At 66.5% G+C, this 20,580-nt stretch carries 22 protein-coding genes and 1 pseudogene; 10 read left to right on the forward strand and 13 right to left on the reverse strand.

Going from position 1 to position 20,580, the window contains the following annotated elements; translation table 11 throughout:
* Nucleotides 1-370: 370 nt before the first annotated feature.
* Both QMK34_RS26600 and QMK34_RS26605 read right to left on the reverse strand, forming a co-directional pair.
* Entirely contained in the window at nucleotides 371-1,096 is a 726-nt protein-coding gene (locus QMK34_RS26600; protein ID WP_326417142.1) for an SGNH/GDSL hydrolase family protein, read from the reverse strand.
* A 124-nt stretch (nucleotides 1,097-1,220) separates the two neighbouring features.
* Nucleotides 1,221-1,709: a GbsR/MarR family transcriptional regulator gene (locus QMK34_RS26605; RefSeq protein WP_326417144.1), complete on the reverse strand. Its 489-nt coding sequence runs from the start codon at nucleotides 1,707-1,709 to the stop codon at nucleotides 1,221-1,223.
* Between the two features lie 93 nt (nucleotides 1,710-1,802).
* Between QMK34_RS26605 and QMK34_RS26610 the strand changes: the two genes are divergently transcribed.
* The 3 genes from QMK34_RS26610 to QMK34_RS26620 all read left to right on the forward strand — a co-directional run bounded on the left by QMK34_RS26610 (nucleotide 1,803) and on the right by QMK34_RS26620 (nucleotide 5,543).
* Nucleotides 1,803-2,699 (forward strand): ABC transporter ATP-binding protein, encoded by an 897-nt coding sequence (locus QMK34_RS26610; protein WP_326417145.1) that lies wholly within the window; start codon nucleotides 1,803-1,805, stop codon nucleotides 2,697-2,699.
* Nucleotides 2,696-4,339 (forward strand): ABC transporter permease, encoded by a 1,644-nt coding sequence (locus tag QMK34_RS26615; protein WP_326417147.1) that lies wholly within the window; start codon nucleotides 2,696-2,698, stop codon nucleotides 4,337-4,339. Before QMK34_RS26610 ends, QMK34_RS26615 begins: the two co-directional genes overlap by 4 nt.
* A gap of 283 nt (nucleotides 4,340-4,622) precedes the next feature.
* Nucleotides 4,623-5,543, forward strand: coding sequence for a DUF222 domain-containing protein (locus tag QMK34_RS26620; protein WP_326417149.1), 921 nt, complete (start codon nucleotides 4,623-4,625; stop codon nucleotides 5,541-5,543).
* Nucleotides 5,544-6,046: 503 nt separating this feature from the next.
* Here the strand turns inward: QMK34_RS26620 and QMK34_RS26625 are convergent.
* Nucleotides 6,047-6,631, reverse strand: a complete 585-nt coding sequence (locus tag QMK34_RS26625; RefSeq protein ID WP_326417151.1) for a TetR/AcrR family transcriptional regulator — start codon at nucleotides 6,629-6,631, stop codon at nucleotides 6,047-6,049.
* A gap of 106 nt (nucleotides 6,632-6,737) precedes the next feature.
* Here QMK34_RS26625 and QMK34_RS26630 point away from each other — a divergent pair, with 106 nt between their 5' ends.
* The gene (locus QMK34_RS26630; protein ID WP_326417152.1) at nucleotides 6,738-7,571 is read left to right on the forward strand and encodes a nuclear transport factor 2 family protein; all 834 of its coding nucleotides are present in this window, start codon (nucleotides 6,738-6,740) and stop codon (nucleotides 7,569-7,571) included.
* Here QMK34_RS26630 and QMK34_RS26635 read toward each other — a convergent pair.
* The 3 genes from QMK34_RS26635 to QMK34_RS26645 form a co-directional block, all read right to left on the reverse strand.
* Nucleotides 7,537-8,322 carry a metal-dependent hydrolase gene (locus QMK34_RS26635; RefSeq protein WP_326417153.1) on the reverse strand — a complete coding sequence of 262 codons (786 nt, stop codon included), beginning with the start codon at nucleotides 8,320-8,322 and terminating at the stop codon, nucleotides 7,537-7,539. The two genes, QMK34_RS26630 and QMK34_RS26635, sit on opposite strands and share 35 nt — an antisense overlap.
* A gap of 62 nt (nucleotides 8,323-8,384) precedes the next feature.
* Entirely contained in the window at nucleotides 8,385-8,738 is a 354-nt protein-coding gene (locus QMK34_RS26640) for an STAS domain-containing protein (protein WP_326417154.1), read from the reverse strand.
* Nucleotides 8,739-8,921: 183 nt separating this feature from the next.
* Nucleotides 8,922-9,230: a WhiB family transcriptional regulator gene (locus QMK34_RS26645; RefSeq protein WP_326417156.1), complete on the reverse strand. Its 309-nt coding sequence runs from the start codon at nucleotides 9,228-9,230 to the stop codon at nucleotides 8,922-8,924.
* A 139-nt stretch (nucleotides 9,231-9,369) separates the two neighbouring features.
* Between QMK34_RS26645 and QMK34_RS26650 the strand changes: the two genes are divergently transcribed.
* Together QMK34_RS26650 and QMK34_RS26655 are read left to right on the forward strand one after the other, a co-directional pair.
* A complete protein-coding gene (locus QMK34_RS26650; RefSeq protein ID WP_326417157.1) occupies nucleotides 9,370-9,786 on the forward strand; it encodes an anti-sigma factor in 417 nt (138 codons plus the stop codon).
* Nucleotides 9,783-10,553, forward strand: coding sequence for a SigB/SigF/SigG family RNA polymerase sigma factor (locus QMK34_RS26655; protein WP_442785223.1), 771 nt, complete (start codon nucleotides 9,783-9,785; stop codon nucleotides 10,551-10,553). Before QMK34_RS26650 ends, QMK34_RS26655 begins: the two co-directional genes overlap by 4 nt.
* 8 nt (nucleotides 10,554-10,561) lie before the next feature.
* Here the strand turns inward: QMK34_RS26655 and QMK34_RS26660 are convergent, their stop codons facing one another.
* Nucleotides 10,562-10,726, reverse strand: coding sequence for a hypothetical protein (locus tag QMK34_RS26660; RefSeq protein WP_326417183.1), 165 nt, complete (start codon nucleotides 10,724-10,726; stop codon nucleotides 10,562-10,564).
* On the opposite strand from QMK34_RS26660, the gene QMK34_RS26665 reads away from it, so the two are divergent.
* Complete coding sequence (locus tag QMK34_RS26665; protein WP_442785224.1) at nucleotides 10,716-11,099, forward strand: ATP-binding protein; 384 nt, start codon at nucleotides 10,716-10,718, stop codon at nucleotides 11,097-11,099. The genes QMK34_RS26660 and QMK34_RS26665 overlap by 11 nt on opposite strands.
* Here QMK34_RS26665 and QMK34_RS26670 read toward each other — a convergent pair.
* Nucleotides 11,096-11,593 (reverse strand): MarR family winged helix-turn-helix transcriptional regulator, encoded by a 498-nt coding sequence (locus QMK34_RS26670; RefSeq protein WP_326417160.1) that lies wholly within the window; start codon nucleotides 11,591-11,593, stop codon nucleotides 11,096-11,098. The two genes, QMK34_RS26665 and QMK34_RS26670, sit on opposite strands and share 4 nt — an antisense overlap.
* 78 nt (nucleotides 11,594-11,671) lie before the next feature.
* Between QMK34_RS26670 and QMK34_RS26675 the strand changes: the two are divergent.
* A pseudogene (locus QMK34_RS26675) lies at nucleotides 11,672-12,654 on the forward strand (aldo/keto reductase).
* A gap of 28 nt (nucleotides 12,655-12,682) precedes the next feature.
* A complete protein-coding gene (locus tag QMK34_RS26680; protein ID WP_326417162.1) occupies nucleotides 12,683-13,318 on the forward strand; it encodes a nitroreductase family protein in 636 nt (211 codons plus the stop codon).
* 83 nt (nucleotides 13,319-13,401) lie between these two features.
* On the opposite strand, the gene QMK34_RS26685 is transcribed toward QMK34_RS26680, so the two are convergent.
* The 3 genes from QMK34_RS26685 to QMK34_RS26695 form a co-directional block, all read right to left on the reverse strand.
* On the reverse strand, nucleotides 13,402-14,160 hold the full coding sequence (locus QMK34_RS26685; RefSeq protein ID WP_326417163.1) for a 3D domain-containing protein: 759 nt from the start codon (nucleotides 14,158-14,160) through the stop codon (nucleotides 13,402-13,404).
* 139 nt (nucleotides 14,161-14,299) lie between these two features.
* A complete protein-coding gene (locus QMK34_RS26690; protein WP_326417164.1) occupies nucleotides 14,300-14,944 on the reverse strand; it encodes an alpha/beta fold hydrolase in 645 nt (214 codons plus the stop codon).
* Between the two features lie 36 nt (nucleotides 14,945-14,980).
* Nucleotides 14,981-15,610, reverse strand: coding sequence for a GmrSD restriction endonuclease domain-containing protein (locus tag QMK34_RS26695; RefSeq protein ID WP_442785226.1), 630 nt, complete (start codon nucleotides 15,608-15,610; stop codon nucleotides 14,981-14,983).
* A 247-nt stretch (nucleotides 15,611-15,857) separates the two neighbouring features.
* On the opposite strand from QMK34_RS26695, the gene QMK34_RS26700 reads away from it, so the two are divergent.
* A complete protein-coding gene (locus tag QMK34_RS26700; RefSeq protein ID WP_326417167.1) occupies nucleotides 15,858-17,510 on the forward strand; it encodes a hypothetical protein in 1,653 nt (550 codons plus the stop codon).
* Here QMK34_RS26700 and QMK34_RS26705 read toward each other — a convergent pair.
* Entirely contained in the window at nucleotides 17,497-19,440 is a 1,944-nt protein-coding gene (locus tag QMK34_RS26705; protein ID WP_326417168.1) for an NB-ARC domain-containing protein, read from the reverse strand. The two genes, QMK34_RS26700 and QMK34_RS26705, sit on opposite strands and share 14 nt — an antisense overlap.
* A gap of 64 nt (nucleotides 19,441-19,504) precedes the next feature.
* Nucleotides 19,505-20,554, reverse strand: a complete 1,050-nt coding sequence (locus QMK34_RS26710; protein WP_326417170.1) for a glycosyltransferase — start codon at nucleotides 20,552-20,554, stop codon at nucleotides 19,505-19,507.
* Nucleotides 20,555-20,580 lie beyond the last annotated feature (26 nt).

Raw genomic sequence — 20,580 nt, forward strand, 5'->3', positions numbered from 1 at the left:
AGCCCGCAGCTCTGCGCCGCGAATCAGCCAGGCCACTGGCCGGCGCCTCTTCCCGCGAGCCCCTCGGTGACCAAAAGCCGTCTTCGACTAGTTCTTTCGCGAGCCCGCCGGCATGGCATTCATGTCGGGGTTGCCCTCGGTGCCGTCACCCTCGCCGTCGCCGCCTCGCACCGGCCCCCCGGCCGGCCCAGTGGTCGTCTTGGACAGAACGTGCTTCACGGTTTCGTCGACATTCGTCTCAGTAGGCATCGGGTCCCTCATTCCCTCGGCTACTCGATAGGACGCAACAAGAGTCCCCCTAGATACACCCAGAGGAGAGTTTTCCCGGAAAAAATCTTGATTTTGGGCACTTGGGTGACGTCTTATCGTGTTATTCCGCCTTATTGGTGGCGCTGAGTAAGGGTTCAATCACCTCAGCGAGTTGTTCGGCCCACCGTCGGTAGCCGAGTGGTCCCGGATGGAAACGGTCCTCGGCGAACGTGGCCGGATCCAGCAGAGCAGCTGGCATCGGCACGTGGATAACACCGGGAACCCCGGCGAGTTCAGCCGCCACGAGGTCCAACGCGGCGGACCGAGCGCCGAGGACATCACGCAACGGACGGGGCAGAGCCGGGAACCCGCCCATCGGCGGCACGCCCGCGACCACCACCGGCACCGGCACCGGTCCGAGCAAGCGGCGTAACGCGACGACCAGACCAAGCAGATCCCGCCGGTACCGGCGGGCCGTGTGGAGCTCGATCGAGTCGTTGACCCCGAGCGCGATCACGACGAGATCCGCAGGCCGGACGGAACGCAGTAAATCGTCGCGCACAGTGCGCGCGTTCGCACCGGTCCGGCCGACGGCCTGCCAAGCCACCGCGCGTCCGGATGCGGCGAGTGCTTGCGCGAGCCGGCCCGTCAACGCTTCGTCATGCGTCCGCGCGCCGACGCCGTCAACGGTGGACTCGCCAAGGACGACCAGACGCAACGCCGGGCCGTCACCAAGGACCAGGCCGTCCACTGGCCCAGCAGCACCGGGCAGGCGAGGCGTGGTCCGCCGAACGCGTACCGCCTGAGCGAGTAGAACCGGGGCCCGCAGGAGGGTCAGCGCGAACATGCCCGCCAGCCTAGCCACGGGCAATCGACACGCCGATCCACGTGAGCGAGACGGCGTCCAAGACGGACAGGAGGAAATCCGCGTCGTCCGAGCGCGAAATCGCCACCAATCCCGGCGCTGCGAGCTAGCTCGCAGCAGGCCCCCGCTCCCGATGCCAACGGTCGAACAGCTCCGGGATCTCCTTGATCAGGAACGCGAGGAAATCCCTCATCTCGACAAGCCTCTTGCCCGCCGGGGTGTCCGCGCCGAGGGCGCCGATGCCGTCCTGCGCTGCATCGCGCCAAGCGATCATGAACCGGTCGCGCTTGAGGAAGGTGGCGTACCAGAGGTCGTCGTACAGCCGGTAGTGATCGCGCCGCTCACCCGGCTCTCGCTCCTTGACGAGGAGTCCGACCTGGTCGAGGTACCGAACAGCGCCGGAAATCGCGGCCGGACTAACCGACAGCTGCTCAGCCAGCTCAGCGGCTGTGAGTTTCCCACTGTCAGTGGTCATCAACGCCGCGAAGACCCTGGCTGGCATGCGTTGCATGCCGAGCTGGGACAGCACCAGGCCGAGGCTCTCGATGTAGCGGCGAACGGCGTCTGCGTCACGCTCGATGTCAGGCGTCGTCATGGATCCATCCTCCTGTAAGCGCCCCCAGCGATCACTGGATCTAGATGTTTTCTTAACTTCACAACTTTGTGAAATAAGTGTAGCGTCCTTCGCATGGAAAACGCCATCTCGATCTCTGGCCTCCACAAGTCTTTCGGCCGGACGAAGGCCCTCGACGGCCTCGATCTGCAGGTATCCACTGGGGAAGTACACGGCTTTCTGGGCCCGAACGGCGCCGGCAAGTCGACCACCGTCCGGCTCCTGCTCGGCCTGCTCCGCGCAGACTCGGGCGATGTCCGCCTGCTCGGCGGCGACCCCTGGAAAGACGCGGCTGGCCTGCACCGGCGACTCGCCTACGTGCCCGGCGACGTCAATCTCTGGCCCAACCTGTCCGGCGGAGAGGTGATCGACCTGCTGGGACGCCTTCGTGGCGGGCTCGACCAGCGTCGCCGAAAGGAACTCATCGAACGCTTCGACCTCGACCCCAAGAAAAAGGGACGCACCTACTCCAAAGGCAACAGGCAGAAGGTCGCCATCGTCGCCGCGCTGGCGTCGCGGGTCGACCTGCTCATTCTGGACGAGCCGACGTCCGGGCTCGACCCACTGATGGAGGCGACGTTCCAGTACGCCATCCAGGAGGACCGTGAACAGGGCCGCACGGTGCTGCTGTCCAGTCACATCCTGGCTGAGGTGGAAGCCCTGTGCGACAAGGTGAGCATCATCCGCAACGGCCGTAACGTCGAGTCCGGCACCTTGGCCGACCTTCGTCACCTGACGCGAACATCCATCACAGCGGAACTGGCCGGACCTCCGAACGGCCTGGCGAACCTGGCCAACATCCACGACCTCAAGGTCGAGGGCAACCGGGTCCGTTTCGACGTCGAGACTCGATCCCTCGACGAGGCACTGCGACAGCTGACCCAGGTCGGTGTGCGCAGTTTGGTAAGCCAGCCACCAACTCTGGAAGAGCTGTTCCTGCGCCACTACACCGCGGAAGCGAGCTCGAAATGACCGAGACGCTCCACCGCCCAGCGCACGCGGCCGCTGTCGAACCGGCACACGGACTCGCCGGAACCTGGCAGCTGACGAAGCTCGCGCTCCGCCGAGACCGAATAATCCTCCCGATCTGGATTCTCATGCTGAGCGTCGCGCCCGCGAGCGCGACAGGCACGTTCGACACGTACTACCCGACAGCTGCCGACCGAGCCGGACTCACCTCGTCGATGGGTTCAAACCCATCCATAGCGGTGGTCTACGGTCCGGCTTTCGACCTGTCGACCTCCGGCGGATTCACCGCCTGGCGCCTGGGTGGATTCGTCGCCCTCTTCATCGGGCTGATGGCGGTGTTCACGGTGACCCGCCACACGCGCGCAGAGGAGGACACCGGCCGCGCCGAACTGCTGGCCTCCGCGATCGTCGGTCGCTACGCGGCACTGACGGCTGCAGTCATCGTCTCCGCAGGGTCAAGCCTGCTGATCGGCGTGATCGAAGCGGCGACCCTGTCAGGTTCAAAGCTGCCCGTTGGCGGGGCGTTCGCCTTCGGTGCCGCAACGGCGTCAGCCGGCTTGGTCTTCACCGCGATTGCCGCGGTCTGCGCACAGCTGGCGGAATACTCGCGAACCGCGAACGGCATCGGCGCGGCTGCCGTAGGCATCTCGTTCCTGCTAAGGGCCATCGGCGACTCGACGGGCAGCGCACATTGGGTCTCCTGGCTGTCGCCGATCGGATGGGCACAGCAAGTACGGCCGTTCTCCGGTGAACGCTGGTGGGTACTGCTACTGCCGGTCGCGGCGAGCGTCGCCATCGGTGCCACCGCCTACGTATTGCTGCCACGACGGGACATCGGCGTCGGCATCCTGCCACCGCGTCCCGGACCTGCCGAAGCGTCACGCTCGCTGAGCAGCCCACTCGGCCTCGCGTGGCGGCTGCACCGCGGCCCCTTCATCGGCTGGATCGTCGGAATGGTCGTCTGCGGAGCGGCTTTCGGCTCCATCTCCAGCGGAATCGGGGACCTGGTCAATCAGAGCGAACAGACTCGCGAGGTCTTCGCGCGGCTGGGCGGCTCGGATTCACTGACAGACGCGTTCCTGGCGACAATGGCAGGCCTGTTCGCGATGATCGGTTCATTGTTCGGCGTGCAGGCAGTGCTGCGGATGCGCGGAGAAGAGACCGCCAACCGGGTCGAACCAGTCCTGGCAACGAGTGTGACCAGGCTGCGTTGGGCGATGAGCCATCTGATTTTCGCTTTCCTGGGCACCGCGGTCCTCCTGGTTCTGGCAGGCGCGCTACTCGGATTTTCGAGCGGCCTCCGGTCCGGCGACGTCGCCGGCTCGACAGGCCACACAGTGATAGCGATGCTCGCACAGCTGCCCGCAGTCTGGGTCGTCGTGGGCGTCGCGGTGACGCTGTTCGGCCTGGCGCCAAAGTACTCGGCCGCAGGATGGGGCGTGGCTTCAGTGGCATTGCTGATCAGCCTGCTCGGCCCGGTACTCAACGTACAGCAGGCAGTACTCGACATATCGCCGTTCCAGCACGTTCCCAAGCTCCCCAACCAACCCATAACGGCGCCGCCGCTCCTGTGGCTGCTGGTGGTCGCTGTAGTGGCGCTGAGCGCCGGTCTCAGTGGGTGGCGCCGCCGCGACGTGGGTTGACACAACCCGTGAAAGCAGCTCGAAATGGCGTCCGATGTAGCACCAAACTTCCGCTCGTGGACCGCGATGGCTTCACCACGCAATGCACGAAAGGTCATCTCGTGCGCTGCGAGACAAGCGATCAAGGGTCAGATTCTCCTCAAGAAACCTTACACAACAAGGGAAATGTCCCCAATACACGACTTGAGCCATCCAGGTGCTCATCAATTTTCACCTTGACTCGAAGGCGAGCAGGAGTGACCGTTGAAAGGTGGAAACACGAAGACAGACACCCACCAGCCCCGTGTCCGACGACCAGTTGACTGCCGCATTATGCGCGGCCGAGGCAGCACTGGCACGCTCCTACGCCGATATGCTCTCCCTGGTACGAGAAGCAGATGCACGCAAGTTGGCCGCTCGATCTGGGTCCCGGACCACCGCGACGTTGCTCGCCACCAAGCTGCGCCTCTCCACCCGCGAAGCACGGCTACGCGTGACTCTGGCGACAGCGGGGTTTTCACTCGTAGATGAGGCATTGACGCAAGGACTGATCTCTGCCGCGCATGTGAAAGAAATCCACCGGGTACTGACGAACGCCCCGGACTCGATCAGCCCCGAGGATCTGGCCGAGGTGGAGCGCCTACTGGTGGAACTCGCAAAACAGGCGCCACCGACAATGATCCGCAAAGCGGCACTGCACATGACGATCATTCAGGCTCCCGTCCACGATCAAGCCCACAACACCGAAAACAAGCCCGCCGCCCTCCGTTGTGAGTTCCGCTATTGGATGACAACAGACGGCCAGATGCAGTTCAGTGGACGGCTCAACCGGCAAGCAGCCGACCAACTCAAGATTCTTTTCCTTCCGATCACCGAACCACTCATCACCAGCGAACGGTCACTACCAAGTGACCTCACCATCGCCGAACGACACGGCGACACGCTGGCAGAAATAATCGATGCAGCCGCTCAAGCCGCAAGACCTTCATCTGCCACTGCGGACGATCTCGATGAGTCCGCAACCTCACCACAAACAGGGAAAGGTCAACGCTCGGGAAGAAACTTCCTGGACAGGGTCCGTCGCACCAGGGCGTCGCGACAACATAAAGGCGCCCGGACAGGTACGGCCAAGACGCGCAATTCAGGACTGAAGACAGGTCAAGCCACCGACCAAGCGAACTCCAAAGCCCATAGCGGCCCGAAGCACAATAACAAGGCGGCATAAAAACGCGTCAGGTCGTTCAATCACAAGCGCTGAAGCCCGGAATAAACAGGTGGACCGGTCGGCATTGTGGGCACGAGAACTGATGACGGCGTAGCCGTCGAAGAGGGAGCGACCGAGGAAGGCGACGAAGTGACCACGACCGTTTGAGTCAGGGTCTGAGACACGGGCAACATCATCACATCCGTCACAGTGGTAGCCGGAGGCGCTATACCGCTCACCGTGACAGTCACAGGTTGGGCCTGAGTCGTACTGGGCGAGGGAAGGACCGACGTGACACCGGCGGGATACGTGGGCTCACGACCAGCGACAAGAAGCGCGGCGACAAGAAGTCCGGCGGCGAGTCCCGCGAGGCCGGTGACAACAACCGAGCCGCGTGTCAGAGCATCTCTGTACATCCGGCACCTCCTCGCCACGCCTAGGCAGGTACGAGGATTACTCGCGTTGATCATGACTTCTGTTACAGCGTGGGACGATGCACGAACCGCTTTGGGTACACAGGCAAGTTACAAGGCGTCAGCCGATCCCAGGGCATCCGCAGAAGTGACTCGCAGACCATCGACCACGACCCGCAGCAGGTGACGACTGCCGGGCGCGTGGCGTTCGACAGCCAGGCAACCGACGATCAGCGCGCGCAGATCGTCACCGTCAAGGTCAGCGCGCACCGCGCCCACCTCCTGAGCACGTCGCAGCAAGACGTCGAAGGCGGTACGGAACTCGGCGCCAGTCTCGGCCTTGAACCCGAAGCCGGTTGTCTCGCCCAAAGCTTCGCACAGGGCTCGGTTCAATGACGCTTGCTTGATCACGTCTTCGAAGAACGAGAAGAACACTCCACCAGGACTGTCCGACGCAGCCAGATCACGAGCTACCTGGCTGAACTGCTCGATCCGTTCCAGTACGACGGCCTGGAACAGCGCCTCCTTGCTGGAGAAATGCCGGTATACCGTGCCCGCACCAACGCCGGCACGACGCGCGATGTCGTCAAGCGGCACCGACAGACCCTCAGCCGCGAAAGCTTCTTCCGCGGCGGCCAGGACCCGTGCCCGATTGCGCCGAGCGTCCGCCCGCTGGGCGGGCTTGTCGACCGTCACCGTGTTCGCCTCTCTCCAGACTTGTTGACAAACGGAGCGAGCGTTCCGTATCGTCGAAAGCGGGTGCACCGTTCCGATTAACGTCTATCTTCCTTGGAGAATTCCCATGCCCCGGACCGTGTCCGAAATCGCTCTGACTGTACGTCGATGTCTGGAATCACTGGATGCCTCTCCATTGGCGGACCTGTTCTCGGCCGACGCCGTCTACGAGTTCCCGTTCGCCCCGCCCGGGACACCACACCGGATCGAGGGTCGCAACGCGGTCATCGCCGTCCTCACAGCAGGCAGCGAGCGAGCCAGGGCTATCGGACTGGAGGGTGTCCGAGTCAACGTGCTTGAAACCGCCGAGCCGGGACTCGTGGTCGAACTGACCGCACACGGGCGGTCCGTCAAGACAGGTGAGGAGTACAGCTTCCCGTCGTCCGTCGGCGTACTGACCGTCCATGATGGCGAAATCACCTCGTATCGCGACTATCCGAACGTCGCGGGCGCGGCTGTGGCCATGGGAACGAACGACGCGCGGGAAGTCTTCGACCGCTTCCTGGCCGCGACCGTGAACAACCGGTGGGACGAGCTCGCCGACTTCTACGCTGAGGACGCCGTGATCGAAACGCCGTTCGCTCCGACGGGGATACCGCGACGTTCGGAGGGCAGGGAGGGCCTCCGGAGTCGCTTCATCGGGGCCGCCGATGTCCGGAAGGTCTTGAAGGCCGAGAACGTCGTCGTGCGCGAAACGGCCGATCCGGAGGTGATTGTCGCTGAGTTCGACCTGCACAGCGAACTGTCCACGACAGGGAGGGTTTACAGCTCGACGTACATCTTGGTGATCACCGTGCAGGACGGCATGATCGTGCATTCGCGCGACTACTCCAGCTCCGCTGCGGCAGCAGAGCTGATGGCCGAGATCACGGAGTCGCGGACTGGGACGTCGGCGGAGTGAACAAACGGTGGGCGGTGTCCGTCGCGTAGTTCCACACGCCCGGCACCAGGAGTACGGCAAGCACAACGAACACTGGGAAGATCAGGCGATTCTCCACCTTCTTGCCGGTGCGGAAGCGCAGCGGACGGGGTGGACGGATCTCGTACCAGGTCTCGCCCGCGATCGGGATGGGAAAGAGGAAGGGGCAGCCGGATTCGGTGAGCGCGTCGCCGAGGCAATGCGCGAAGCAGCCGGCGGCGACTGCGAGCCCAAGCCAGCCGGAGATTTCCTCTAGTTGTGCTGCGTGGTCAGGCGGGGCGGTGTAGACCCACCAGGCGACGGCCACTCCGCTGACCGGCAGCAACCAGTCGCCCAGCGCGCCTTCGGCGAGCAAGAGGCCGAGGACGACCACGCCGAACACGGCCCACGGACCTCCGGCCGTCGTGCCTGCCGAGGTCGCCGCCCCCAGACCGGCTGCGAACAGCACGGTGTGTGAAAGGTGCCTGTGCTGGCCGGTGACTTTTTCGTCGCGAGGGCCCTTGGTCAGCGCGTAGACCGCGGCCGACACGCGGCGGAGCAGCCACGAGATCATTCCGGTAAACCAGCCGAGCAGACGGGAGGCCCGTGCGTGCGGGTGATCGAGGTCCGGCAGCAGCGCGAAACCGGCCGTGGTCGCTGCGAACACGACTGCTTGGTGGACGGAGCCAGCTCCCACAGCGGGCGCCAGCGCCAGCCCGGCGCACCAACCCGTCAGGGCATGCGTGCGCCCCATCATCTGTGCTGCCCCCAGCGTCTACGAACGGACCAAAACGGACAGTCTCAGGCTGTCACGCTTCAGGCGGGGGGCTCCTCCGACACGCTCAGGTGTTCGGCTACGCCGGTGAGCTCGATCACTCGGCTCACCACCGGGCTGGGGACAAGTTCCAGTTCGACTTCACGCTCGCCGGCCTCGCGCTGTGCCTGCAGCACGACGTTGAGGGCGGAAGAGTCGAAGAAGGTAACGCCGGTCAAGTCTGCGACGACCCGTTGTGTGCCTTCGCCCTGGATCAAGGAGGCCAGTGCCTCCTGCAGCTGGGGGCTGGTCAGCAGGTCGAGCTCACCGGTGACCACCACGCGGGGCTCGCTCTCGACGGACTTCAGCTTGATGCTGAAACCGGGCGGCGTGGCGTTCTGCTCGGCAGCGGGCATGCACTATCTCCTCATCAGGCCTACCGATGCTGAGCCGGTACACACCTGTGGTCTCAAGCGGCAACCGCGTCATCGGGACGGGTGGCCGCCTAGGGCGGGCAAGGGTCCATGCAACAGAATCCAACCCTAACCCAGCCGACGGTCGTGCCCGCCACGACCACCGGTCTCGTCTCGAAGCGCCGCTCAGCCGGTGGTCAGGGCCGTGCGATGCGCCCGGCGCTGCTGGAGGAACAGCTCACGCCGTTCGATTTCACCCAGGCCGCCCCAGATGCCGTAGGGCTCCTGGACCGTCATGGCGTGCTTGCGGCACTGCGCCAGCACCGGGCAGGTCTGGCAGATCGCTTTGGCGCGGGTCTCACGGCGCTCACGAGCCGAACCACGCTCGTTGTCGGTGTGGAAGAACAGGCTGCTGTCGGCGCCGCGGCACGACCCCTGGAGCTGCCACTCCCACTCTTCAGCAACCACAACCGGCAGCCGGCTCACGTCAGCCATGTCTTCCCCGCCTTTCCAAAATCACCAAGTCGACGGATACATGCCCTCCGGTCGTTCGAATCAAACGTGGGTTTGGTTTGCTCACCCCTAGGGCACCTGACGACACGGCAAGTCGCGAGGCCGGAGAGAGGAACAACACGTGGTGGACAACGCCCCGGTAGACGGGGACGGCGCTCAGCTCATCGAGGTACGCACGGCGGCTGTCCCGCACGTGATACCCACCCTGCGGACGATCGTGGCGGACATCGCGATGCGGCAGGATTTCGACCTCGACGCGGTCGAGGATCTCCGCATGGCCGTGGACGAGGCCTGCTCGCTGCTCGTTCCTTCCGCGACTGACGGCCGCTTGACCTGCATTTTCTCGTGGACCGAGAACCGAGTGGAGGTGACAGTGTCCGTTCTGGCCGATTCTCCGGACCACGCCGACGACACCGGACTGTCCTGGCAGCTGCTCACCGCCCTCGCCACTTCCGCCCGCCGGACGGTGACGCCGGCGGAAGGCGGATACCTCTCGCGCGTCGAGCTTGTGCGGGAAAGCGAGGCGGCCCAGCCGTGACGGAGTCCGTCGAGGGCCAGCTCGACGTGCCGGCGCTGTTCGCAGAGCTGGCCGAGCTGGACCCGGGTGACCGGCGCCGGGAGGGGATTCGCGACGATCTCGTGCGCGCGCACCTCGACCTGGCCCGTAACCTCGCGCGCAAGTTCCGCAACCGGGACGAGGCCATGGACGACCTCGTCCAGATCGCGACCGTCGGGCTGATCCACGCCGTGGACCGGTTCGACCCCTCGCACGGCACCGACTTCCTGGCATTCGCCGTGCCGACGATCTCGGGGGAGCTCCGGCACCACTTCCGGGACAACAGCTGGTCGGTGCGGGTGCCGCGGCGGCTCAAGGAGCTGAACGCCAACATCGCCGCCGCGCGGGACGAGCTGACCACCCGGCTGTCGCGAGCGCCGAAACCCAGTGAGATCGCGGCTCATCTCGACGTGCCGCTCGAGGAGGTCTACGAAGGCCTCCGGGCTGGTCAGGGCCGGTATGGGGCCTCGCTGGACAACCTACTGGAGAACTCACCGCACGCCGGGTTCGGCGCGCGGGATGCCAATCTCGACCAGGCGGAACTGCGGGAGGCGCTGAGGCCGATGCTGGACAGTCTTCCCGAACGCGAACGTAAGATCGTCGCGCTGAGGTTCGGTTCCGGGATGAGCCAGTCCGACATCGCCCGTCGTGTCGGCGTCTCGCAGATGCAGGTTTCGCGGCTGCTGACGTCCACGCTGGAGAAACTGCGTGAAGGGCTGGGTGAGACGGACATCGCCGAGGGCACCTGATTCATCGGTCACCCGGTTGGGTACTCGCTAAACACGGCCAACAGACGAATATCCCAGTCGATGGCAGCGAGACGAACTTTGTGAGGTGGGGAACCGGTGATGACGTCGAGCACGCGGGCAAGCGACACCGTCTCATCCGATCCGCTTTCTTTGCCCTTGCCGGTGGACGTCACCGCACCCACGGTGGCGCGCCACCTGGTCCGCGTCCTTCTCGGCGGCCTCGGGCTCGGCGGGCAGGCAGTCGACGATGTGCTGCTGGCGACCTCCGAGCTGGTGACGAACGCGTTCGAGCACGGCGGCGCACCGGACCGGCTCGAATTGGAGTACTTCCGGGGCAAGCTGATGCTGCGGGTGTTCGACTCGGGAGACGGCGAGCCCGAGCTGAAGACACCCTCACCGGAACTTGCACGCAGCCGGGGGCTGTACCTGGTGAACGCCTTGGCCGAGGGCTGGGGATTCGAGCGGCGCGCGGACGGCAAATACGTCTGGGCCGAATTTATGGTGCCCGCGGAGGACGAAGGCCCCCGTCGCAAGCTCGTCGGTTAGGTAAGGCCTCGCGCCGAGGGGGTCTCGGCGATTCGGTCCCGGAACGGCTTCCGGTCGAGTGCTTCGACGATCGCGGTCAGCAAATCGGTCAACGGGTAGGGAAGCTCCGCTTCCAGCTGCCCGGCGGCCTCGGAGGCCGCCGCCCACTCGCTCTCCAGCACCGGTGTCAACGCGCGGGTCTTCGGCGTGAGCGACACAATCCGCTGCCGGGCGTCGACACCCGCTTCGAGTGCGACCAGACCACGTTTGGCCATCTGCGCGACGGTCTGACTCGCGGCGGAATGTGTCACCGCCATCGCCTCCGCGAGGTCCCGGATGGACAGCGGCCCCTCGGCCACCAGAGCGCGGACCACCGGGGTGAAGCGGGGCCGGTAGTCCTCGAGGCCGAGGTCCTCTTCGAACTTCGCGACGTCGCCTTCCAGCAGCTCGAGGACGTGACGGAGCCTTGTCCCGAGCCCCTGCGTCCCCCATGCCCTGTTCATGGCAGCGTTCATGGCAACGAAGCATAAGCGCTGTCGCATTCGGAGTCGCCGCCTCGGCCGCCGGGGTGGTCGTCTTAGGATCTGCAGTCCATGGAGACTCGGAGGATCGCCCGGCTCGGCCGCGAGGTCGGCGCTGTGGGGCTCGGCTGCTGGCAGCTCGGAGCCGACTGGGGCAACGTCGAGGAAGCCGACGCACTGGCCGTGCTGCACGCCGCGGCCGACGCCGGGGTGAGTTTCTTCGACACCGCGGACGTCTACGGCGACGGCCGCAGTGAGCGGCTGGTCGGCCGGTTCCGGGCGGAACGCGGCGGCGACGCCGTGTTCGTGGCCACCAAGATGGGCCGCAGGCTGGAGCAGGTGCCGGAGAACTACGTCGCGGCGAACTTCGACGCCTGGATCGACCGGTCGCGAGAGAACCTGGGCATGGACACCCTCGACCTGGTTCAGCTGCACTGCCCGCCGACCTCGGTGTACTCGTCCGACGCGGTTTACGACGCGCTCGACGCGCTAGTCGAGCGCGGTCGCATCCGCGCGTACGGCGTGAGTGTCGAAACCTGTGACGAGGCGCTGGCGGCATTGGAGCGGCCGAACGTGGCATCGGTGCAGATCATCCTCAACTGCCTGCGGCTCAGCCGATCGAGCGGGTGCTGCCCGCCGCGGCGGCGTCCGGCGCGGGGATCGTCGTCCGGGTGCCGCTGGCGTCGGGGCTGCTGTCCGGGCGGTACGACGCGAGTACCGCGTTCGCCGCCGACGATCACCGCAACTACAACCGTCAGGGTGCCGCGTTCGACGTCGGTGAGACGTTCTCAGGGGTGCCGTTCGAGGTTGGGCTGGAGGCCGTGGAGCGCCTCCGGGGGCTCGTGCCCGAAGGCGCGACGCTGGCGCAGTTCGCGCTGCGCTGGATCCTCGACCAGCCGGGCGTCAGCGTGGCCATCCCGGGCGCGCGCAACCCGGAGCAGGCCCGCGGCAACAGTGCGGCCGCCGCGCTGGCGCCGCTCACCGACGAGGCAACGGCCGCGGTTCGCGTGGCCTACGACGACCTGATCCGGCCGTTGATCCACGACCGGTGGTGAAATTCCGGCGCGCTGGCATGATGACCGGATGACGCCCGAAGAGCTGCTGACCACGACCCGCACCGTCCGCAAACGACTCGACCTGGAACGGCCCGTCCCGCTCGAGCTCGTCAAGCACGCCCTGGACATCGCCCTGCAGGCGCCGAGCGGATCGAACACGCAGCGATGGCAGTGGCTCGTCATCACCGACCCCGGCCAGCGCGCCGCGATCGGCGAGATCTACCGGCGCGCGTGCACCGAGTACCTCGAGTCGTCGAACGCCGCGGGCAAGCTCTTCGCCGACGACCCGGAGCGCGCGAAGGTCCAGCAGCGCGTCGGCGGCAGCATCGAATACCTCGCCGACAAGATGGGCGACGTGCCGGTGCTGGTGATCCCCTGCCTCGAGACGCCGTCGGCGGAACTGCCGGAAGGCAACCAGGCGGGCTTGTGGGCGTCGCTGCTGCCCGCGGCATGGAGCTACATGCTGGCGGCCAGGGCGGTCACGCTGGGGACAGCGTGGACCACGCTGCACCTGAAGTACGAGAAGGAGACCGCGGAGGTCCTCAACCTGCCGCCGAACGTGCACCAGGCCGCGCTGATCCCGACCGCGTTCTACACCGGCGACTCGTTCAAGCCCGCCACGCGCCAGCCGCTCGAAGAGGTCCTGCACCTCGACCGCTGGTAGCAGCGGAAGGGGCTTTCCCCGTATCCAGTGCGAGGAAAGCCCCTCCGGTTCACCGCGGGAGCAGTGCTCGATTCGACGACGCCCTACTCGACGACGAGGGTGAGACGCTGGATGCCCCAGTTGTCCGCCTGACTGCCGGGCAGCCACACGTCGACGATGTCGTCTTTGATCCAGCTGCCGATGTCGGCCGCGTAGCAGTGTCCGTACCCGGGGACGTAGAACCGGGTGCCCCACGGGATGTTCCGGACGTCGACGGCGCAGTAGCCGGGCCCCGCGCTGTAGCCCATCGCGGTCTGGCCCGCATCGTTGTACGAGGTCGCCTTGTAGCTGAACGTCGTGCCCTTGGGGATGGTGTACGCGGCGAGCTTGCCGGTCGCGCCGACGCGGAACGAGGTCGAGATCTGGCCGAGCGAGGCAGGCGTGTTGTCCTCCTTACTCATCGCGTAGACCTGGTAATTCGCGTTCTGGCACGGGCTCGCGTCGGTGACCAGGAAGCTCGCCTGGCCCCAGTCGCTGATCCGCTGCAGGGCCTGGCCGTTGCGGAACGCGCGATAGGCGACCGCGCCGGCGACCCGGTTGAACGTGAACGTGACCTTCCCGTCCGCGCCGAGCGCGCCGGAGATGCCACCCGGTACCGGCAGCCGGTTGCTTACGCTGACCGAGCCGACCTCGGAGCCGGGGCCGTGCCCGCCGGTGACCGGGCGATCCGGGATCCGGCCGGTGTAGAAGTGCTGGCAGGCGGGCAAAGTGGGCACGGCAGACGCCGCGGGTGGCACGGTGATCAGCGACGCGACAGCGAGTGCCGCGAGCGCGGCGGCATGTCTTAAACGCGCGGACGGCATGGCTGACGAACCTCCAGGGCGGGGACCAGGCGGAGGAAGCAGAGTGGCGAGCCGATCACTCGCTGTCAGCGACGTTAGGTGACGTGGACCACACAGTCAATAGGTCTAGACCTCTTTGTCCGGTACAAACCGTGGCCGCTCAAGACGTGAGGTAGGAGTCCAGTCTGTCGGCGAGTTCCGCCGGATTGCCGAGCGCGACCAGGTGGCCACCGTCGATCTCGTCGGGCACGACGTCCAGCCGCTCCTTCGCGACGCGGCGCTGGAAGTCCGGCGCGAAGAAATTGTCCTGAGTGGCGATGAGGACCTTCGTCGGCACGCCGGGCCAGGCCGCGAGCGGCCACGGCTGACTGCCCTCCGCACTCACCTGAGCCCGGCCGTGCGCGACACACTCATCGGCGACGTCCGCGGGCACACCGTTGAAGTACGTCTCGGCTTCGGTCAGCCCCTCCGGACCCTGGAAGCCGGTGTTGCCCCACCAGTCGTTGGGCTTCTCACCGGGCGCCGGGATCATCGCGGCCAGCATGACCAACAGCCGCACCGGCAGCTCGGCGCACACGAGCGGGCCGGTGAAACCGCCGTAGGAATGGGCGACGACCACGAGGTCGGTCCGGTCACCGACCGCGTCGACCACCGAAGCGGTGAACTCGGCCAGCCCCGCCGATGGGTCGTCGATCGGCAGGTCCACGGCCACCACGTCGTGCCCGCGGCCGCGCAGCTCAGGCGCCAGCCTGTGCCAGTCCCAGGCGCTGCTTCCGCCGCCGTGGATCAGTACGAAGGTGCTCATCGGCCGCCGTCCTCACCGTCAGGTGCCGCCCCGAGGTCAGCACCGCCGGAGCATATCCACCAGGGCCGACTTTTCTCCGGTCGTGACGGTGAGGCCGTAGTAGTGCTTCACGACGATCCAGTCGGTCGCGTAGGTGCACCAGAACGACACGAGCGGCGGCTTCCACTGATCGGGGGCCTTGTCGCTCTTCTCCTGGTTCACGTTGTCCGTGACCGCGAACAGCTGCGGCCGGGTCAGGTCGTTCGCGAACTGCTGACGTTTCTCGGTCGTCCACGACTTCGCGCCGCTGACCCAGCTCTGCCCGAGCGGCACCATGTGGTCGATGTCGACGTCGCCGGGCTTCGTCCAGGTCGCGTCGTCGTAGATGCTGTGCCAGGTGCCGGCGGTGGGGTTGCAGTCCTTGCCCGCCTTGACGTCCTTGCCGTCCCGCTTCAGCACGAGCTCACGGGTGTTGCAGCCCTCGCCCTGATTGGCCCAGTGCGGGAACTTCTCCCGCGAATAGCCGTCCATCGTGCCGCGCGGACCGACGGTCAGCTCGTCGAGCTGCTTGCTCGCGTCGGCGGCGCCGACCGGGGGCGGCGCGGACGGCGCGGGCTCCGCGCCACCCTTGCCGTTGACCACCCAGACCGCGGCCGCGACGACCGCCAGTGCGACCAGGACGAGCATGATCCGCTGAGACTGACTCAGCTTCCGGCTTCGAGTCGGCACAGCGAGGATCCTCTCGGCGGGGACGCGGGGGCCGCCGAGTATCCCCTTACCTGCCAAGGAGAACGGGACCGACACGCTTCGCCGCGCGAAGGTGATCCGGAACACTGCGCGAGCACCGCCACATCGGCCGCTGATCGACGAGCCCGGCCGCCGCCGTCGGCTACGGTCAGGGCAAACGGAGTAGAGGAACAGGTGGTCAGCGCTCGTGGACGGACCAGTACCGGTCGAAGTACCCGTCGGCATCAGGGCCATTCGGTGGTCGACCGTTCCCGCCGAACGAACCGTACTGGTGGTCGTACACAACGTCACCACGGTCACCAGGCTGCTCGACGTGCTTCCGGCCTTCGAAAACGACTTCCGCATCCAGCTCGTGTTCAGCTCCAGTGGATCGGATCCGTTCCAGCACGGACTCCGGAGCCTGCTCGACGAACTGGGCGCCATCACCATTCCGTGGAGCCAGGCCAGGCAGGAGAAGTTCGACCTGGTGCTCTCCGCGAGTCACCACGGCGGACTCGGCGATATCACCGGCCCCACCGTCATTTTCTCTCACGGAATAGGGTATACTAAATACTCGCCCGGAAACCGGAAACCGGAAACCGGAAACCGTCAGACCTTCGGCCTTTCGCCGCAGTGGGTGCTGTACGACGGCGAACCTGTCGCGGAGGCTTTCGTACTCTCCCATGAGGAGCAGCTCACCAGATTGATCGCGGCCGCGCCCGCCGCCGCGGAAAAGGCGGTCATCGCCGGAGATCCTTGCTATGACCGGATTCTCGCCAGCGTCGACTACCGGGACCGCTATCGCAAAGCGCTGAATTCCAGTGACCGCACGGTGGTCATGGTTTCCTCGACCTGGTGGTCGAACTCGCTGCTCGGCTCGTGGCCCGACTTCCTGCGCGGACTCCTTTCCGAATTGCCGATCGACCGCTATCAGGTCATCGCCGCACTACATCCGAATGTCCGCCATGGACATAGCCCCCTGCAGATCAACACCTGGCTCGCCGACTGCCTTCGCTCGGGATTGATCCTGCTGCCCGAAATAGATGGCTGGCGTGCGGGCCTGATCGCCGCCGACCTGATTTGCGGCGACCACGGATCGGTAACAGGATATGGCGCCGCATTGAGAAAACCCACCGTACTCGCGGCATTCGGCGACGAAGACGTCGCGACCGGATCACCCATTTCCCTCCTCGGCGCGACCGCACCACGGCTGACCACCCACCGGCCCCTGCTGCCCCAGATCCGCGCCGCACTCGACGACCACGACCCAGGGAGATACGCCGAGGTCGCGGACCTCGTCACCTCGGTCCCGGGAGAATCGCTGGCACGCCTGCGGACCCTCTTCTACTCCGTTCTGAACCTGCCCGAACCTCAGCACGAACCGCCCGTGGGGCCGATCCCGGCCCCCGTCATCAGCGCCGACCCGACGCGGATCGCCACCCGGGTGCGGTACGAACTCAACCGGGAGGCACGCCTCGCCCGGCTGGTCCGCTACCCCGCGGAAGTGTGGCGGCCGACCGGCGGGCTCCGCGCGGACGACCCGGCGGACACCCATCTGTCCTGCCCCGACGACTACCCGATCCGTTCGCTCCGGACCTCAGCGGCCATCCTGACCAGCGAGGACGACGTGGTCGGCGCGAACCGGCGAGCGATCCGCGCCCTCCTCGGCGACCAGCGAAGCGTGGTGACAACCCCGGTGGGCGACCGCATCGAGTTGAGCGGGCCAGGGTGTCCGCCCGAAGTGCACGCGTCCGTCGTCTACGCGTGGCTCAACCAGGGACACGCTCTTGGGGAGCTCGCGCCCACGATCACGGTCGAGCTCGGCGGGCAGCGCTACGAACTCGACGTCACTCTCCGGTGAGCTTCGCCCGGTACTCCTCGGCACGAGCCTGGTACGACACGTCGCCCGTGAGCGGGAAGAGTTCGTCGGCCAACTCGGCTGCCTTCTCCCACATCTGCAACGCGACGAATGCCTCCAGTGCCGGAACGAACAACGCGACGACCTCGTCCGCAGGCTGCCCGAGGTCCCTGCGGATCCGGCCCAGCAATGCGCCCGACTGCGCTTTGTTGGCGTTCTCGCCTTCGCATCGGCGGAAGTATTCGTAGGTCGCCGAGGCCCAGGAATGAGCTTCACCAGACGCTTGGAGCTTGAACTGGACACGCCCGGCGTGCATATCGAGCAGCGCGTACGCGCGTTCGTGCTCGTCAGGAAGATCCATGAGCGGCACGGCTTTCCTGGCTTCGAGGAACAACTCGACAGCCTTGACGGGTTCCCCGCGGCCTTCCTGAGCCAGGCCGTACCATTCGTACGCGCTCGCCAGCCCCGGCGGATATTCCGCCGCGAGCGCCCTCGCGATATAGCTGTCGGCGGTGTCGTACTCTCGCGCCTTTTCATGAAGCCCGGCGAGATCCCGGCAGAACTGCCATTCGGCGGGAGGACCGGCCACCAGCCCGAGCGCCCCCTCGTAAGCCTCGATGACCTCGTCCACCCGGCCGGTCTGATAACCGAAATACCACAGCGCCAACGGAAAGAGGACCGTGAGCTCGTGGGAAGGAAGCTTTGTCACGGCCTTGGCAGCCGCCACCAGGTTGGACCATTCCAGTGCGAAGACCGGAGCGGCGTCGAGTGCGGCGTTATCGCCGGTGAACGCGGGCGGGATGGCCGCGTAGTGGGACCGTGCGGGCACCGGATCCGGCCGTCCGGAAAGTGACCGGTCCAGCGAGACCTCCAGCCGCCAATACCACTCGACCGCACGAGAAACAGCCGCCTCGCGTTCGGCCGCACCCCACGCCTTGAGCAACTTCTCCTTGGCATGCTCGCGGATGAGGCTGTGGTAGCGGTACCGCCGCTTGCCCGTGCGTTCGAGGACGAAGCCCTTCGCCAGCCTGTCCAGCGTCCGCTTGACGGCGGCCACCGGTTCGCCGAGGACAGCGGCGGCGACGCCGACGCCGAAATCCGGGCCGGGGGCGAGGCCCAGCAGCTCGTACGCCTTGGCTTCGGTCTCGTCGAGCTCGTCGTACATCAGGTCGAAGATCCGGATCACCGGGCGTTTGCCGTCGAGCTCCAGCAGTTCGAGCGACCTCCCACCGAGGAATTCGTCGACGTACTCCTCGGGGGTGTAGTCCGGATCCCGCAGGCGCACCGCCACGATCGACAAAGCGATCGGCAGGCCTTCGCAGATCTCGTTGACCACGGCGAACTGCTCGTGCCGGACCACTTGCCCGGCCACCTTGCCCAGCAGCTCACCAGCGGCTTCGGCGGTGAACTTGTCCAGCTTCAGCGACCGGAAATCGTTGATTTGCAAGCTTTCGAGCGTCCGCCTGCTGGTGACCACCACGACGAGCGACGAGGACGGGAACAGCAGGGGCCGGACCTGTTCGACGTCATTGATGTCGTCCAGCAGCAGCAACACCCGCCGCTGCGACAACCTGGACCGGAATTCGGCGAAGCGCCCGTCATCGTCGGCGGGGATGTCCTTCTCGGCCATCCCCAGCAGGCCGAGAAGACGCACGACCAGCTGCCCCGCGGACAGCCGGGCCTCGGGATCGGACCCGTGCGCGTCGCAGTAGAGCTGCACGTCCGGGAGATCGCCGGCGATTCGGAGACACGCCGCGAGCGCGAAGGTGGACTTGCCGATGCCCTGGGGCCCGAGAACCGAGACCAGCGTGGGCTTCCCCGCCGCTATGTCCTCGGAATACCAGTCCAAGACCTGCGCCAGTTCCAGCTGACGATTGGAGTACGTCCCCGTCAGCGCGGGCAAACTCCGCACCGGCTCGAATTCCTTGGTCACCCGTCGTTCCCTCCCCTAGACGCATTACCACCATAGCGGGTTCCAACCCCGCAGAGTGACGGATTCAGCACCTCCCGTGTGCCGAAACGGCCTGCTGGAGCACGTCGGCGGCCAGCGACGCGGCGGGGTGCGCCGCCAGCCGCTGTCGCATCGCCCCGGTCGCCGAACGAACCGCGCCGTCGGCGAGCAGCCGGTCCACCGCCGCGCCGAGCGGTGCGCGCAGGTCCCAGCCACGCGCGAGGTCCAAGCCGTCGAGCCGTCGCGCGGTGTGCCGCTGTTCCCGGCTGCGCGGTACGACGAGCATCCGCACCCCGTGCAGCAGCGCCTCCTGCACGGAGTTCATCCCGCCATGGGTGAGGAAGACATCGACCCGCGGGAGCAGGGCGCGCTGCGGAAGCCAGTGCCGGGCGAGGACGTTGGGAGGCAACGAGCCCAGCTCACGGGGAGACGTGTGAGCGGTCGCCATCAGGACCGTCCAGTCCGTACCGGCGAACGCGCGCGCGACAGCCGTGAAGAACCCGGGGCTCCTGGTGAAGACCGTGCCGGGGGACACCAGAAGTGCCGGACCGGATCCGGCCCACGACGGCCCGGGATCGGCGTCCACGGGCGCGATCAGGGGACCGACGAACCGGAACCGCGCACTGAACCGGTGCGGGCGTGGCTGGAACTCGGGCAGCGCGTTGACCAGCGCCGGTCCCACGCCCGTCGGCGAACGCGCGTGAGTCGTCCAGAACGGGACGACGGGCAGCTCCCAGCGCCGGGCGAGCCTGCTCGCCCACGGCGCCATGGGATCGGCCACGACCAGGTCGGGACGGCGCTCTCGGAATTCCTCAGCGCTTCGACGCGACGCGTCGAACCACGCCCGGCGTCGGCGAACCCTGTTGTGCACCCAGGCGACGGCTTCCCGCGGACTCCGCTCGGCGGCGACCCGCACGTCGTGCCCACGCCACGACACGACCGGTTCGGCGCCGGCGCCCGCGAAGGCCGCGGCGAACCGGTGGCCGGACAGCAGCACCCGCACCCGATCGCCCCTGGTGACGAGCTCGGCCACCACCGGCAGCATCGGGTTCACGTGGCCGTGCGCGCCATAGGGCACGAACAGGTAGTCAGCCATCACCGCCCCTTCCCGCTAACGTCTGC

This window comes from Amycolatopsis sp. H20-H5, assembly GCF_035828755.1.
Classification (GTDB): domain Bacteria; phylum Actinomycetota; class Actinomycetes; order Mycobacteriales; family Pseudonocardiaceae; genus Amycolatopsis.